Source organism: Rhizobium sp. YTUHZ045, from assembly GCF_051124255.1.
Classification (GTDB): Bacteria; Pseudomonadota; Alphaproteobacteria; order Rhizobiales; family Rhizobiaceae; genus Rhizobium.
On sequence record NZ_CP101432.1, the window covers coordinates 1,181,064 to 1,196,426 of the forward strand.

A 15,363-nucleotide genomic window follows, 5' to 3' on the forward strand; every position below is an offset into this window, starting at 1 on the left:
TGCTCTGATCATTTCCACTTGTCGCGCGCCGCGTCGTCGGCGTTTTTCGCAGCGACCCAGTCGCCTCTGGCGCCGTCCTTGCCGTGCTCCTTCTTCCAGAAGGGGGCTGCGGTCTTGAGGAAATCCATGACGAGATTGGCGCCGTCGAAGGCGGCCTGCCGGTGCGGGGCGGCTGCAACGACGAGCACGATGTTCTCGCCAGGAGCGATCTTGCCGTAGCGGTGGATGGCGGTCAGCCCGAGCAGCCCGAAACGGGTGATGGCGAGTTCGCCGATGCGAGTCATCTCGGCTTCGGCCATGCCGGGATAATGCTCGAGTTCAAGCGCCGCCAGCCTCCCGCCTTCATCGCGGCAGAGGCCGGAGAAGGTAACGACGGCGCCGATGTCTGCTTTGCCTTTCGAGAGGAGATCGACTTCGGCCTGCAGGTCGAAGTCTTCGCGCTGGACGCGGATGGTGGGGGTGATGGTCACAGCGAAATCCTCCGCTGCTTTGAAGCCGCTATGAAGAATGCGGAAAGGCTGTGCCGTGTGGGGAGATCACAAGTGGCACGCTCTTCTTGACCATTTACCGCTTCGCCGGGCTGAAACGCCAATTGTTTGAGGAAGCCCGTGCGCCCAGCTAATCTCCCTCCTTGTGGGGGAGATGCCCGGCAGGGCAGAGGGGGGTAGCGACACGGCACCACCGTCACCGTCTCATCCCCCCGTCATCGGCGGAAAAATCCCGATCTCACGGGGCGCACCAATCGGCTCGTCATGCTCGACGTGCTCCATGTCGAGCGCCACGCGGATCACCTCGGGATATTGAAGTGCGGCTTCATATTCCTCGCCCAGCGCCTTCAAATGATTCAGAAGATCGGCGACGGTGACGACGGAGGAGGGGAGGTCGATCTCCTCCTCGCCCTTGCCGATGCGCTCACGCACCCAGGCGAAATAGACAAGCCGCGTCATTCCTCGTCATCCACGATATGTTTCAGCCCGGCACGGAAATAGTCGTAGCCGGTATAGATGGTCAGCAGTGCTGCGATCCACAAGAGCGCAATGCCCGTCTGCGTCGTATAGGGGAAAATCTCGTCGCCGGCAGGTCCCGCGAGCAGGAAGGCGATGGCGACGAGCTGCAGCGTCGTCTTCCACTTGGCGATCCGTGTCACCGGCACGCTGACCTTCAGCGCCGCTAGATATTCACGCAGGCCGGAAACCAGGATCTCACGGCAGAGAATGATGATTGCCGCCCAGATCGACCAGCCGGCGATGGTCTGGTCGGCCGCGACCAGGAGAAGGATCGAGGCGACCAGCAGCTTGTCGGCGATCGGATCGAGCATCCGACCGATATTCGACGTCTGGTTCCAGATGCGTGCGAGATAGCCGTCGAGAAAATCGGTGATCGAGGCGATGATGAAGATCCACAGCGCCACCCAGCGCGCCGTATTGCTGATCGACAGCCTGCCCTCGACGAAGAAGCAAAGAACGATCAGTGGCACGGCGAGGATGCGGCCGTAAGTCAAAAGGTTGGGAAGGCTGTACGCACGCGATGCCATGGATCGTTTCTCTGAATTGATGCGCCGCTGCAGCGCCGCGTCTTTACGAAAACCGATTTCGATTTTCGGGTCGATGTAGATGACGGCTTTGGCCAGGAACCGTCAACATTCTTTCTGTCTTTTCACCGCCATTGCGTGGAATTTGCGACGGCCGCCGCTTATTTCGCGGCGTCGTCGTGGAAATGGTTATAGACCTGCTTTGCCACGGCTTCCGAAATACCTTCCACCGCCATCAGGTCGGAAAGGGCGGCGCGGGAAACCGCCTTCGCCGTGCCGAAATGCTGGAGCAGCGCGCGCTTGCGCGACGGGCCGATACCGCCGATCTCGTCGAGTGGGTTCTTGACCATCTCCTTCTTGCGCCGCACCCGGTGCGAGCCGATCGCGAACCGGTGCGCCTCGTCGCGCATGCGCTGGATGAAGTAGAGCACAGGATCGCGCGGCGGCAATGTGAAACTCTCGCGTCCCGGCGCAAAGAAGCGCTCGCGTCCGGCGTCGCGGTCGACACCCTTGGCGACGCCGATCGCCGTCACGCTGTCGGTGATGCCGAGCTCGGCCAGGATGGCCCGCACCGCCGTCATCTGCCCCTGGCCGCCGTCGATGAGGATCACGTCCGGCCAGGCGGGGAAGGGCATGTCGGCAGCGTCGGCAGCTGCTGTCTGCGCCGTCCGGTCGGGAATGCCTTCCTCCTTGATCAGCCGCGAGAACCGCCGGGTCATCACTTCCTTCATCATTCCGAAGTCGTCGCCGGGGGTGATGTCGGTCGATTTGATGTTGAACTTGCGGTATTGGTTCTTCACGAAGCCTTCCGGCCCCGCCACCACCATGCCGCCGACGGCGTTAGTGCCCATGATATGCGAGTTGTCGTAGATCTCGATGCGCTGCGGCGCATAGGCGAGCCCGAAGGTTTCCTTGAATCCTTCGAGCAGCCGCGACTGCGACGCCGTCTCAGCAAGCTTTCGCCCATGCGCTTCCCGCGCATTGCCGACCACATGCTCGACGAGATCGCGCTTCTCGCCGCGCTGCGGCACGAGGATGGAGACCTTGTGGCCGGCCTTTTCGCTGAGCGCTGCGGCGAGCAGCTCCAATTCCTCGACCGTCTCCGACAGCATGATCTGTTTCGGCACCGGCTTGTCGTCGTAGAATTGCGCGAGAAAGGCATTCAGAACTTCGGCGCTGGATAGTTGCGGGTCGGCCTTCGGAAAATAGGCGCGGTTGCCCCAGTTCTGCCCGGTGCGGAAGAAGAACACCTGGATGCAGGAGACGCCGCCTTCGTGTTGGATTGCGAAAACGTCAGCCTCCTCGACACCGGCCGGGTTGATGCCCTGGTGGCTTTGGACATGGGAAAGTGCCGCAAGGCGGTCACGATAAATCGCCGCCCGTTCGAAATCGAGGTCCTGGGCCGCCTGGTTCATGGCTTCCGCCATATGCGACTTCACCTTCTGGCTCTTGCCGGACAGGAAATCTTTCGCCTCCTGCACCAGCTCGGCATACCCCTCGTCGCTGACCTCGTGCGTGCAGGGCCCGGAACAGCGCTTGATCTGGTAAAGCAGGCAGGGTCGCGTGCGCGTTTCGAAGACACTGTCGGTGCAGGTGCGGATCAGGAAGGCGCGCTGCAGCGAATTGATCGTGCGCCCGACCGCGCCGGCCGAAGCGAAAGGCCCGAAATAATCGCCTTTCCGCGCCCTGGCGCCGCGATGCTTGAAAATCGCCGGCGCCCGGTGATCCCCGGTGATGAGGATATAGGGAAACGACTTGTCGTCGCGCAGCAGCACGTTAAAGCGCGGCCGCAAGCGCTTGATCAGATTCGCTTCCAGGAGTAGCGCTTCGGTTTCCGTGCGCGTCGTCACGAATTCCATGTTCGCCGTCTGGCGCACCATCTGGGCGATGCGGTTGGAATGCACACGGCCGACGGCGTAATTGCCGACGCGCTTCTTCAGGCTGCGCGCCTTGCCGACATAGAGCACGTCGCCCTCGGCATTGAACATGCGGTAGACGCCGGGGCTGTTCGGCAGGCGCTTGACGAATTCGCCGATCAGTTCGGCGCCGATGAGCCCGGTTTCGTTGAGGCTGCCGGCGTTCCAGTCGACAGCTGCCGCAAGAGGCGAGGCGGAAACGTCGCCTTCCACCTCGATTTCGTCTTCGCTCTCATCCGTATCATCGTAGAGAACGCCGCCATCCGGCAGCTTTCGTCCGTTCATTCCTTAATCTCCGCCACATCGGGCGTCTGCCAGGCAAGGTGCTGGCCGCCGTCGAGGGCAATCATCTGGCCGGTGATCGAGGGGGTGTCGTAAAGGAAACGAATCGTTTGTCCGAATTCCTCCAGTGCCGGCCCTCGCTGCAGGATAAGGGCTGAGACCTGCGCTTGGAAGTCCTCCAACGACTGCCGCTCGCTCGGCATTGATGGCCCGGGGCCGATCGCATTAACGCGGATGCGGGGCGCCAAAGCCTGGGCAAGCGTCTGCGTCGCCGTCCACAGCGCGGACTTGGAGAGCGTGTAGGAATAGAAGCTCGGTCTCAGTGCCCAGACGCGCTGGTCGATAATGTTGACAATGAGTCCCGCCGCCTCGGCAGACAGCTGCTGCGCGAAGGTGGCCGCGAGGATCGAGGGCGCACGCACATGCAGATCGAAGTGCAGCGCCCATGTGGCTGCGTTAAAACTACGGGCGGAATCATGCTGGAAAACCGACGCATTGTTGACGAGCAGATCGAGCGGCCCGAGCGCTTCCGACGCCTTCGCGACCAATTCAGCCGTTTCGCCGATATCGGTAAGGTCGGCCTGCAACGCGACCGCTCTTTGTCCCTTTCGCCGCAATTCCGCCGCCAGCTCTTCGGCTTCGCCGAGGGAGCTGTTGGCGTGGATCGCGACGGAAAAGCCATTTGCAGCAAGGTCTTCGGCGATTGCCCTGCCTATTCTCTTGGCCGCCCCTGTTATCAGGGCTGAGCGAAGTCTTCTGTGGTTCAAAATCTTGCCTTCTGATCCCGCGAGTCTGTGTGCAACCTATATAAGGGCGGGCGGAGATTATATAAATAGGCGGCCACAGTTGCATCCATGGCCGGGATATTCTATGTATTATTTAATAATGTTGTTTCTTAAAATAAGTATTTTAAGTTTAACCATTCGGTAGGGTTAATGAATCCTATGTTGCTCTCAAGCAACATCGAATTTCCGCCATGCGGCAGCCACAATGATATCACAATTTGGCTCTTTCAAATCCGCATTTCAGTTCCAATTTCAGTCTCGATCCGGAAGGGACATCTGGCAATTTCCCCGCCAATGCTTCGCTGATAGACAGATGAAAGCGGCGCGGGACTGAAAGGAGAAAAGTATGCGTGTACTCATTGCTGGCCTCATGGCCTCTGCTTTTGCAATCGCGGGCGTTTCGGCAGCTCAGGCGGCTGATGCCGTCGACCAGGTTCCGGAAGCACCGGTTGCCCAGGACGCCCCGGTCAAGCCGGCCGGCAACTGGGAAGGCTTCTATCTCGGCGGCGCCGGCACCTACAACATGGGTGACTTCGGTTCCGACCGCCACACCTATGGTTTCGGCGGCCAGGTCTTCACCGGTTACAACTGGCAAGCAGGCCAGATCGTTTACGGCGTTGAATCGGATCTTGGCTACAGCGGCGATGACGTCTCCTCGGGCGGCGTCAAGAACAAGTATGGTTGGAACGGCTCCGTCCGCGGCCGCGTCGGCTACGACATGAATCCCTTCCTGCTCTACGGCACGGCCGGTCTTGCCCTCGGCAACGTCAAGGTTTCCGACGGCACTTCGGACGAAAGCAAGACGAACTACGGTTACACGGTCGGCGCCGGTGTCGAAGCCTTCGTGACAAACAACATCACGACGCGCTTGGAATATCGCTACACCGACTACCAGAGCAAGGACTACGACCTCGACTCCGGCAGCTTCTCGCGCGGTTACGACGAGAACAGCGTCAAGCTCGGTATCGGCGTGAAGTTCTAAGCCGATTGAACATCCCAATATGCAGAAGCCGGGCTCATCGCCCGGCTTTTTGCTGTCTGCTGTCCGGTGCTCCGTTTCAGCTCCGGATCAGGCGCTGGCTTTGAGCTCGCGATGAGCAGGGAATTTCTTTTCGAACTGCGCCAGCCAGTCGACCAGCGTCGCGTGATCGGCTTCCCACTGGTCCTTGAAGCGTAGGTCGAGATAGTCGAGCGTGGCGGCCAGGGCGAAATGTCCGCCATTGAGCTTCTTGCCGAGTTTCGGCGGCCTGGCGCTGAGATGAGCAAGCCCGGCCGTCACCTTCTTCCATTGCCGGTCGATCCAGGGCTGGTGAACCTTCTCCTCGTCACGGAAGCGGCGCTCGTAGACGATGGTAAGCAGGCAGTCGCAGATACCGTCGCAGAGCGCCTCAAGCACTTCCGCATCCGTGCGTTTGCCGTCTTTGGACGGATAGAGGCCACCCTTCGTCAGCCGGTCGAAATAATGCATGATCGCCACGCTGTCGAAGATCGAAGCGCCTTCCTCCGTCAGAAGCGTCGGAATTTTCCCGAGTGGATTGTTGTCCACCAGGATCGCCGGCCCGGTATTGGTATCGACCCGGATGGCGTTCAACTCGATTCCGAGAAAATGTGCGGCCATCCGCACCTTGCTGGAATAGGGCGAGGCCGGTGAGCAGAGGAGCTTCATGGAACACCTGGTGAGACTCTGGGGCGGTGGGACGGACTATTCCCGAAGCAGCTTGCCCGGTCAATCGCTCTTGATCGTCTTGTTTTCGCCGCGCAGCCAGAAGGCGCGGTGGGAGGCGAAGCGGTCCTGGGCAAGATGGTCCTTCAACGCCGGAAGCATCTGGTGCAACTCATCCTTTAGTGTGAATGGCGGATTGACGATGACGAGGCCGGAGCCGGTCAGTCCAGTCATGCCGCGGTCGCTGCGCACGGTGAGTTCGGCGCAAAGCATCTTCGGGATGTCGAGTGCCTGCAGAGCCTCGTGGAATTCCTTGATCGGCGCGCCCTTCTTTAACGGGTACCAAAGGCAGTAGGTACCGCCGGGAAAGCGGCGATAGGCCTTTTCGAGTCCCTTGGCCAGGCGTTCATACTCGTCCTCCTCCTCGAAGGGCGGGTCGACGAGCACGATGCCGCGCTTCTCCTTCGGCGGCAGATGCGCGCCGAGCGCCAGCCAGCCGTCGAGTTCGGTGATGCGGGCGTGGTGATCGCCCTCGAACAGCCGATGCAGGCGGGCAAAGTCCTCGGGATGCAGCTCCATCGCCGACAGCCGGTCCTGCGGTCGGAACAGCATGCGCGCAAGTTTCGGCGATCCGGGATAGAAACGGATGCCGCCGTCGGGATTGAGTTCGCGGATCGCCGAGAGGTAGGGCTCCAGCAACTCGGAGACCTGAGGCCCGAGTTCGGCCTCCATCAGTTTGCCGATGCCGGCCTGCCACTCGCCGGTTTTCTGCGCTTCCTCGGAAGAGAGGTCGTAGAGGCCGATGCCGGCATGCGTATCGAGCACGCGGAAGGCGCCCTCCTTCTTCTGCATGTAGCGGATCAGTCGCGCCAGCACGGCATGTTTCAGCACATCGGCAAAATTGCCCGCGTGGTAGATATGGCGGTAGTTCATTTTCGCTGATGTCCGTATGAATTCACGTCATGGGGAGTTTTTCTGGCTTTTGGCCATGCAGGCCTTGGCATATACAAATGCCATGAACATTGCGACCCCCATTGACGCCAAATCCCCGAAGCTGGACAGCAAGATCGGCCACACGGCCTGTCCGCACGACTGTCCCTCCACCTGCGCGCTGGAGGTTGAGATATCGGAGGACGGCCGCATCGGACGCGTGCGCGGCGCCGGCGACCATTCCTACACCTCGGGCGTCATCTGCGCCAAGGTCGCCCGTTATGCCGAACGGCTCTATCATCCCGACCGGCTGCTGCATCCCCTGCGCCGCGCCGGCGCCAAGGGGGCAGGGCAGTGGCAGCAGATTTCCTGGGACGATGCGCTTGACGAAATCGCCGAAGCCTTCGTGAAGGCCGAGGCAAGGGACGGCAGCGAGGCCATCTGGCCCTATTTCTATGCCGGCACGATGGGCTGGGTGCAGCGCGATTCGATCGATCGGCTGCGCCACGCCAAGCGCTATTCCGGCTTCTTCTCGTCGATCTGCACCAATCCGGCCTGGACCGGCTTCACCATGGCAACCGGCACGCTCCGTGGGCCTGATCCGCGCGAGATGGGCCGCACCGATTGCGTCGTCATCTGGGGCACCAATGCGGTCTCGACCCAGGTCAACGTCATGACCCACGCCGTCAAATCACGCAAAGAGCGTGGCGCCAAGATTGTCGTCATCGACATTTATGACAATCCGACGATGAAGCAGGCCGACATGGCGTTGATCGTCAAGCCTGGCACCGATGCTGCGCTCGCCTGCGCCACCATGCACATCGCCTTCCGGGATGGCTATGCCGATCGTGACTACATGGCGAGATATGCCGACGATCCCCAGGGTCTCGAAGCGCATCTGAAGACGAAGACGCCGCAATGGGCCGCTGCGATCACCGGTCTGTCGGTCGAGGAGATCGAAGCCTTTGCCCGCCTCGTCGGCACGACGAAGAAGACCTTCTTCCGCTTGGGCTACGGTTTCACCCGCCAGCGCAACGGCGCGGTCGCCATGCATGCGGCCGCGTCGGTCGCCACCGTTCTCGGCTCCTGGCAATATGAGGGCGGCGGCGCCTTCCATTCGAACAGCGATATCTTCCGCATGAATAATGCGGAACTGACAGGCCGGTTGATGAAGGACGGCGATATCCGCATGCTCGACCAGTCGCAGATCGGCCGGGTGCTGACCGGAGATCCGGTGGCGCTGCGCCATCGTGGTCCGGTGACGGCGATGCTGATCCAGAACACCAATCCCGCCAACATCGCTCCCGAGCAGCGTCTCGTGAGGCGCGGCTTTGCCCGCGACGATCTCTTCGTCGCCGTCCACGAGCAGTTCATGACCGAAACGGCCGACATCGCCGATATCGTCATTCCTGCGACCATGTTCGTTGAGCACGACGATATCTACCGCGCCGGCGGCCAGAACCACATCCTGCTGGGACCGAAGCTGGTCGAGCCGCCGCCGACCGTGCGCACCAATCTCTTCGTCATCGAGGAACTGGCAAAACGCCTCGGCGTCGCCGATCGTCCCGGCTTCGGCTTTACCGCCCGCGAGATGATCGACCGCATCCTCCGATCGAGCGACCTGCCGGATTACGATCATTTCCTCGAACACAAATGGTTCGATCGCCAGCCGGCTTTCGAGGACGCCCATTTCCTGAACGGCTTTGCTCATGCCGACAGCAAGTTCCATTTCCGCCCCGACTGGATCAACCAGCCCGCACCGAACAAGCCGCCGGCCGCCATCGGCGCGCTCGGGCCGCATGCCGAGCTTCCGGCCTTCCCCGATCAGGTCGATATCATCGAAGTTGCCGATCCAGAGCATCCCTTCCGTCTCGCCACGTCGCCGGCGCGCAACTTCCTGAATTCGAGCTTTTCGGAGACCAAGACGTCTCGTCAGAAAGAGGGCCGTCCCGAGGTGATGATCAATCCTGTCGATGCCGAAGCCAACGGTGTCGCCCACGGCGATCTCGTCCGCATCGGCAACAGCCGCGGCGATCTCCGCATCCACGCCCGTATCACCACGGAGGTGAAACCGGGCGTTCTGATTGCCGAGGGTCTCTGGCCGAACAAGGCGCATGTCGACGGCGAGGGCATCAACGTCCTGACGGGCGCCGATCCGGTCGCGCCTTATGGCGGAGCGGCGGTACACGACAACAAGGTCTGGCTTCGCAAGGACGCAGCATGATGCAGCCGAAATCACGGGTGAAGATCGTCGGCGAGGAAATACTGTCGAATGGGTGGACGCGGTTGAGCAGCTATCTGCTCGACTATATCGACCGTAACGGCGCGACCCAGCGGTTGAAGCGGGAGGTCTACCACCGCACGCCGGCCGCCTGCATTCTGCTTTATGATCCGAAACGCGATCTGGTCGTCCTTGTCCGCCAGTTCCGTCTTGCCGTGCATCTGAACGGCGATCCCGCCTGGGTTATCGAAGTGCCGGCCGGCCTTCTCGATAACGATCATCCCGAGACGGCGATACGCCGCGAGGCGATGGAGGAGACCGGCTATCGCCTGCGCGAGGCGCGCTTCCTCTTTAAATGCTACATGTCGCCGGGCGCCATTAGCGAAGTCGTCCACTTCTTCGCAGCCCTGATCGACACCGCCGATCGCGTCGCCGAAGGCGGCGGTCTGGACGAGGAGCATGAGGATATCGAGGTTCTGGAAATCCCGCTCGACGACGCTGCAGGGATGATCGAGACCGGCGAGATTTTCGACGCCAAGACGATCATGCTTTTGCAATGGGCCGCGTTGAACCGGGATAGGATCAGATAGCGAGTTGGATGTCTGGGGGGATCGTTCGATCACCCACGTCGGCTCCGGCATTAAATTGCCGGCGCGCGTAAATTCATACGTTTGTCACGAAGCGGTTCTATCCGCTGCGGTTTGTCGATCATCGGATGCGGTCAGGAGAAAGCCCATGTGGCTCAGCAATTTCACCCTCGTTCTCCCGGGCGAGGTGGTGAGCAAAGGTTCCGTGCGTGTTGAGGACGGCGCCATCGCCGAGATCCGGCCGGAGCCGGTTGCCGGCGCTGCGATCGATGGCCGCGGGCTGCTGCTGATGCCGGGCTTCGTTGACCTGCACGGCGACATGATCGAGCGCGAGATCGCGCCGCGGCCGAACGCGACCATGCCGATCGACTTTGGCATCCACGAACTCGACAAGAAGCTTGCCGCTGCCGGTGTGACCACAGCTTTTGCCGCGGTCTCTTTCGCCACGGAAAGCGTTTATGGCCACGTCCGCTCGCTTGAGACGACGTCGGCGGTGATCGAGGGCATCAACCGGCTGCGTGATGACCTCCTGATCGACCACCGCGTTCATGCCCGCTATGAAATCACCAATGTCGGCGCCGCTCCCGCACTCGAGCGGCTGCTGAATGCCGATCAGATCGACATGGTGTCGCTGACCGACCACACGCCCGGCCAGGGCCAGTACAACAACCTGCAGAGCTACATCCTCAGCATTTCCGAGCGCCGCGCCATCTCCGAGGAAATGGCCGCCGAGATCGTCGCCAAGCGTATCGCCATGCGCAACAATCCCGAGATCGAAGCGAAGCTGAAGGAGATTGTCGCGCTGTCGCTGAAGCACGAGCTGTCGCTCGCCTCCCACGATGACGACAGCGTCGAGAAAGTTGCCGAAATGCACCATCTCGGCGTCACCATCAGCGAGTTTCCGGTCACCGCTCCTGCAGCCGAAGAGGCGCGACGCCGCGGCCTCTGGACGCTGATGGGCGCGCCGAACGCCCTGCGCGGCCAGTCGATGTCAGGCAATCTCAGCGCCCTCGACGCTGCAAGGACCGGGCTGCTCAGCATCATCGCCGCAGACTATCATCCGGCCGCCTTCGTCCCCGGCATATTCAAGCTTGCCGATACGGTGGAAGGGGGGCTGCCAGCAGCCGTCGCCATGGCGACCGGCAACGCCGCCCGCTCCGCTGGTCTCTTGGACCGTGGCGAAATCGCCCTCGGCCAACGCGCCGATCTGGTCGTTGTGGAGCCCGGCGACATCAACCGCATCCGCGCCACCTTCCGCGCCGGCCGCTTCGTCTACAGCGACGGCACGCTGCATCCGCTGCGGGCGCTGGCGGCTTAATGCATTTTCCCAAAACTGCGGTTCGTGCCGATGGTTGCCCCTCACCCTAACCCTCTCCCCGTAAACGGGGCGAGGGGACGTGCCCTGCGAGAGCGAGTGGGACCGGAGAGGGTGCGGCATATCCCCTTCGCCCCGCGAGCGGGGAGAAGGTGGCGGCAGCCGGATGAGGGGCAGCTTTCGAAATGGCAGGACTAAGACAAGTCCGAGCATAGCGACGTGCCGGGCTTTGTTAGCAATCTGAGCCGCGTGGCATGAAAATGCCTTTTATGCGCGGTCGCCGATCAGAGAAATCAGTTGCCCCTTCGGCACGGCAAGCGAAACCTCAGCACCCACCGCCTTGCCGCCTTCCATCGTCACCAGACCCCCGGCAAAGAGCCGCAGCGCTTGCGGATAGATCTGGTGTTCAACGGTCAGCACCCGCGCGGCAAGGCTCTCGGCCGTGTCGCCCGAGAGAACCGGGACGGCCGCCTGACCGATCGTCGGCCCTTCGTCCATGCCTTCGGTGACGAAATGCACGGTGCAGCCGGCGATGCGCATGCCGGCGTCGATGGCGCGCTGATGGGTATGCAGGCCCGGAAACAGCGGCAGCAGGGAAGGGTGGATGTTGAGCATCCGGCCTTCATACCGCTGGATGAAGGTCGCCGTCAGCAGCCGCATGTAGCCGGCCAGGCAGAGGATGTCCGGCGAAAGTTCATCGAGCGCAGAAAAAATCGCCGCCTCGTGCGCCTCCTTGCTGGCATAGTCCTTGCGAGGAAAGGCGAAGGTGGCAATGCCCTCGGCCGCTGCCTTCGCGAGCCCGCCGGCGTCCGGCTTATCGGAAATGACGCCGACGATTTCGGCCGGATAGTCGGCCGCTTTCGCCGCCGCGACCAGCGCCATCATGTTGGAGCCGCCGCCGGAGATGAGGACGACGACGCGTTTGCGCGGCGCGCTCATATGGCAAGCGTACCCTTGTAGACCGTGCCGGCAGCGCCTTCGGCGCGGGCAATCATGCGGCCGAGCATGATGACGCTCTCGCCTTCGGCTTCGAGCGCCTGCGATACCGCGGCGGCATTCTCTTTGGCGACGACGACGATCATACCGACGCCGCAATTGAAGGTGCGCAGCATTTCCTTGGCCTCGACCCCGCCCATCTTGGCGAGCCACGAGAAGACCGGCGGGACCTTGACGGCGCCAAGATCGATCTCCGCGGCCAGATGTTTCGGCAGCACGCGCGGAATGTTTTCCGGGAAGCCGCCGCCGGTGATGTGGGCGAGCGCCTTCAGCGCCCCCGTCTCGCGGATCGCCTTCAGGAGCGGCTTCACATAGATGCGGGTCGGTTCGAGCAGCGCTTCGCCGAGCTTCTTGCCTTCGGCGAACGGCGCCGGCGCATCCCAGCCGAGGCCGGAGAGTTCGACGATCTTGCGCACCAGCGAGAAGCCGTTGGAATGGACGCCGGAGGAGGCAAGGCCGAGGATCACGTCGCCCTCGGCGATATCGCCTGAGGGCAGCAGCTTGCCGCGTTCGGCAGCACCGACGGCAAAGCCGGCGAGATCGTAATCGCCGGAGGAATACATGCCGGGCATCTCGGCCGTCTCGCCGCCGATCAGCGCGCAGCCCGCCTCGCGGCAGCCCGCCGCAATGCCGCCGACGATTGCAGCACCCTGGTCGGGGTCGAGCTTGCCGGTCGCGAAGTAATCGAGGAAGAACAGCGGCTCGGCGCCCTGGACCACGAGATCGTTGACGCACATGGCGACGAGGTCGATGCCGACGGTGTCGTGGTAGTCGGCGTCGATCGCGATCTTCAGCTTGGTGCCGACGCCGTCATTGGCGGCGACGAGAACCGGGTCGGTGAAGCCCGCCGCCTTGAGATCGAAGAGCCCGCCGAAGCCGCCGATCTCGCCGTCGGCGCCCGGCCGGCGCGTCGAGCGCACCGCCGGCTTGATCTTCTCGACGAGGAGGTTGCCGGCATCGATGTCGACGCCCGCATCGCTATAGGTCAGGCCGTTTTTTCCAGACTGGCTCATGCTGGTCTCCGATGGCTATTTCCGGGCGGCAGACGCGCCGCGTCATCTGCCGGTCGCAATTGCATGACAGGGGCCTTTATGCAAGCGTCGCATGGCAAAAGCCCCCAATTTCCCACGTCTCCCCCGAGGCTTTCCGGGATTTGATGTGACAGGGTTGACCATCTTTGCGCCTGCATCCTATGTGCTTGATGGCCGCGCCGGATCGGGCGCGGCGTTTGGGCGGCGGCGAGCGATCAGCGGGGAAGCGATGCCACAGCATGTCAGCGGCAATAGTCTGAAGCGCCAGATATTCTTCTGGCTGGCCGTGCTCGTCTTCTTCATCGCCTTCCTCTATGTCTTCAGCTCGATCCTGCTGCCCTTCGTCGCCGGCATGGCGATTGCCTATTTCCTGGATCCGGTGGCGGACAGGCTGCAGCGGCTCGGCCTGAGCCGTATGATGGCGACCATCGTCATCCTCATTGCCTTTGTTGTCGTCTTCGCTTTGGCGCTGATGATCCTCATTCCCGTGCTCATCAGCCAGTTCAATGATTTCGCCGAGCGGTTGCCGGGTTATATCAGCCAATTGCAGCAGTTCGTCACCCAGACGCAGAATTCGCTGCTGCCGGACTGGGTCAAGAGCCAGGCCGGCACGATCAAGGACAATCTCTCCGGCATCCTCTCCGAAGGCATGGGCTTCCTTACGGGGCTTTTCGCGCAGCTCTGGAATTCCGGCAAAGCGATCGTCGACGTCATATCGCTGCTCGTCGTCACCCCCGTCGTCGCCTTCTATATCCTGCTCGATTGGGACCGCATGGTTGCCAAGGTCGACCAGTGGATCCCGCGCGATTATGTCGGCGACGTCCGCCAGATTGCCAAGGAAGTCGATCAGGCGATCGCCGGCTTCATTCGCGGCCAGGGTTCGCTCTGCCTCATCCTTGGCGTCTATTATGCCGCCGGCCTCTCCCTGGTCGGGCTGAATTTCGGCCTGCTGATCGGCCTCTTCGCCGGCATGATCAGCTTCATTCCCTATGTCGGCTCGCTAGTCGGCCTCATTCTCGCTGTGGGCGTGGCACTCGTGCAGTTCTGGCCGGATTATCCTTGGATCGGGCTGGTGCTCGCCGTCTTCTTCAGCGGCCAGTTCCTCGAAGGCAACATCCTGCAGCCGAAGCTCGTCGGCTCCAGCGTCGGCCTGCATCCGGTCTGGTTGATGTTTGCGCTGTTTGCCTTCGGCGCGCTCTTCGGATTCGTCGGGCTTCTGGTCGCCGTGCCGGCCGCCGCGGCCGTCGGCGTTCTTGTCCGCTTCGCGCTTTCACGCTACCTTCAGAGCGATCTTTATTTTGGCGGGTCATCAGGCGGCCGCGCCCGGAAGACGAAATCAGTACCCAATGAATGACGTGAAGAACGCTGATCCGAAGCGCAAGGCCGGAGAGCAGCTTCCCCTGGCCTTTTCACATGATGTTGCAACCGGCCGCGACGATCTCTTGATCTCGGAGCGTCTCGCCGCCGCCGTTTCGATCGTCGATGCATGGCCGAACTGGCCGTCACCGGTCGTTGTCCTCGCCGGTCCGGTAGGATCCGGAAAATCGCACCTGGCCGGGATCTGGAAAGAACACAGCGGAGCGGAGATCATTCACCCCAAGGTCGGCTCCAATGCCGCGGTCACGGCGGCGAACGGCCCTGTCTTGTTCGAGGATGCCGATCGTCTCGGCTTCGACGACAACACGCTCTTCCACGTCATCAACAGCGTGCGCGAAAACGGCACCAGCCTGCTGATGACAAGCCGTCTATGGCCGATGTCGTGGCCGGTCCTGCTGCCGGATCTGCGCTCTCGCCTCAAGGCCGCCACCGTCGTCGAGATCGGTGAGCCGGATGATGCCCTGTTGTCGCAGGTGATCGTCAAGCTCTTCGCCGACCGGCAGCTTTATATAGATGACAAACTCGTGCTCTATATCGTCAACCGGATGGAGCGGTCGCTGAACGCGGCCCAGATGATCGTCGAAAGGCTCGACCGGCTGGCCCTGTCGCGGGGCACGAAAATCACCCGGTCTCTTGCTGCCGAGGTATTGAATGAATTGGGAAATTCGGAACTGGCCGATTGACTGTCACAGATCCGTCGTGAAACTGATATAATTGCCGTCGCGATTG

General features: G+C 61.9%; 15 protein-coding genes. 6 read left to right on the plus strand and 9 right to left on the minus strand.

The annotated features are described in order from the left end of the window. Positions 1-8: 8 nt before the first annotated feature. The 5 genes from NMA58_RS05775 to NMA58_RS05795 all read right to left on the minus strand — a co-directional run bounded on the left by NMA58_RS05775 (position 9) and on the right by NMA58_RS05795 (position 4,496). Positions 9-470, minus strand: coding sequence for a molybdenum cofactor biosynthesis protein MoaE (locus NMA58_RS05775; RefSeq protein WP_434712670.1), 462 nt, complete (start codon positions 468-470; stop codon positions 9-11). Between the two features lie 222 nt (positions 471-692). Further along, the gene (gene moaD, locus NMA58_RS05780) at positions 693-947 is read right to left on the minus strand and encodes a molybdopterin converting factor subunit 1 (protein WP_434712671.1); all 255 of its coding nucleotides are present in this window, start codon (positions 945-947) and stop codon (positions 693-695) included. Then, positions 944-1,534 (minus strand): CDP-diacylglycerol--glycerol-3-phosphate 3-phosphatidyltransferase, encoded by a 591-nt coding sequence (gene pgsA / locus NMA58_RS05785; protein ID WP_011424811.1) that lies wholly within the window; start codon positions 1,532-1,534, stop codon positions 944-946. The genes moaD and pgsA overlap by 4 nt, the downstream gene beginning before the upstream one ends. A gap of 158 nt (positions 1,535-1,692) precedes the next feature. Next, entirely contained in the window at positions 1,693-3,732 is a 2,040-nt protein-coding gene (gene uvrC / locus NMA58_RS05790; RefSeq protein WP_434712672.1) for an excinuclease ABC subunit UvrC, read from the minus strand. Continuing rightward, positions 3,729-4,496: an SDR family oxidoreductase gene (locus tag NMA58_RS05795; protein WP_097598455.1), complete on the minus strand. Its 768-nt coding sequence runs from the start codon at positions 4,494-4,496 to the stop codon at positions 3,729-3,731. The genes uvrC and NMA58_RS05795 overlap by 4 nt, the downstream gene beginning before the upstream one ends. 364 nt (positions 4,497-4,860) lie before the next feature. Between NMA58_RS05795 and NMA58_RS05800 the strand changes: the two genes are divergently transcribed. Then, complete coding sequence (locus NMA58_RS05800; RefSeq protein WP_011424814.1) at positions 4,861-5,496, plus strand: outer membrane protein; 636 nt, start codon at positions 4,861-4,863, stop codon at positions 5,494-5,496. Positions 5,497-5,583: 87 nt separating this feature from the next. Here NMA58_RS05800 and NMA58_RS05805 read toward each other — a convergent pair whose 3' ends face one another. Continuing rightward, positions 5,584-6,180, minus strand: a complete 597-nt coding sequence (locus NMA58_RS05805) for a glutathione S-transferase (protein ID WP_430957752.1) — start codon at positions 6,178-6,180, stop codon at positions 5,584-5,586. A 60-nt stretch (positions 6,181-6,240) separates the two neighbouring features. After that, entirely contained in the window at positions 6,241-7,110 is an 870-nt protein-coding gene (locus NMA58_RS05810) for a 23S rRNA (adenine(2030)-N(6))-methyltransferase RlmJ (RefSeq protein ID WP_434712673.1), read from the minus strand. 16 nt (positions 7,111-7,126) lie between these two features. Here NMA58_RS05810 and NMA58_RS05815 point away from each other — a divergent pair, with 16 nt between their 5' ends. The 3 genes from NMA58_RS05815 to NMA58_RS05825 all read left to right on the plus strand — a co-directional run bounded on the left by NMA58_RS05815 (position 7,127) and on the right by NMA58_RS05825 (position 11,233). Continuing rightward, on the plus strand, positions 7,127-9,331 hold the full coding sequence (locus NMA58_RS05815) for a molybdopterin oxidoreductase family protein (protein WP_434712674.1): 2,205 nt from the start codon (positions 7,127-7,129) through the stop codon (positions 9,329-9,331). Continuing rightward, the gene (locus NMA58_RS05820) at positions 9,328-9,918 is read left to right on the plus strand and encodes an NUDIX domain-containing protein (protein WP_430957749.1); all 591 of its coding nucleotides are present in this window, start codon (positions 9,328-9,330) and stop codon (positions 9,916-9,918) included. The genes NMA58_RS05815 and NMA58_RS05820 overlap by 4 nt, the downstream gene beginning before the upstream one ends. Positions 9,919-10,063: 145 nt before the next feature. Beyond that, positions 10,064-11,233: an alpha-D-ribose 1-methylphosphonate 5-triphosphate diphosphatase gene (locus NMA58_RS05825; protein ID WP_434712675.1), complete on the plus strand. Its 1,170-nt coding sequence runs from the start codon at positions 10,064-10,066 to the stop codon at positions 11,231-11,233. A 264-nt stretch (positions 11,234-11,497) separates the two neighbouring features. Here NMA58_RS05825 and purN read toward each other — a convergent pair whose 3' ends face one another. Then, complete coding sequence (gene purN, locus NMA58_RS05830; protein WP_430957747.1) at positions 11,498-12,169, minus strand: phosphoribosylglycinamide formyltransferase; 672 nt, start codon at positions 12,167-12,169, stop codon at positions 11,498-11,500. Beyond that, entirely contained in the window at positions 12,166-13,239 is a 1,074-nt protein-coding gene (gene purM / locus NMA58_RS05835; protein ID WP_430957746.1) for a phosphoribosylformylglycinamidine cyclo-ligase, read from the minus strand. Before purM ends, purN begins: the two co-directional genes overlap by 4 nt. Before the next feature lie 247 nt (positions 13,240-13,486). Here purM and NMA58_RS05840 point away from each other — a divergent pair, with 247 nt between their 5' ends. Together NMA58_RS05840 and hdaA are read left to right on the plus strand one after the other, a co-directional pair. Continuing rightward, a complete protein-coding gene (locus tag NMA58_RS05840) occupies positions 13,487-14,611 on the plus strand; it encodes an AI-2E family transporter (protein WP_085780030.1) in 1,125 nt (374 codons plus the stop codon). Then, a complete protein-coding gene (gene hdaA, locus NMA58_RS05845; protein WP_434712676.1) occupies positions 14,604-15,317 on the plus strand; it encodes a DnaA regulatory inactivator HdaA in 714 nt (237 codons plus the stop codon). The genes NMA58_RS05840 and hdaA overlap by 8 nt, the downstream gene beginning before the upstream one ends. Positions 15,318-15,363: the final 46 nt, after the last annotated feature.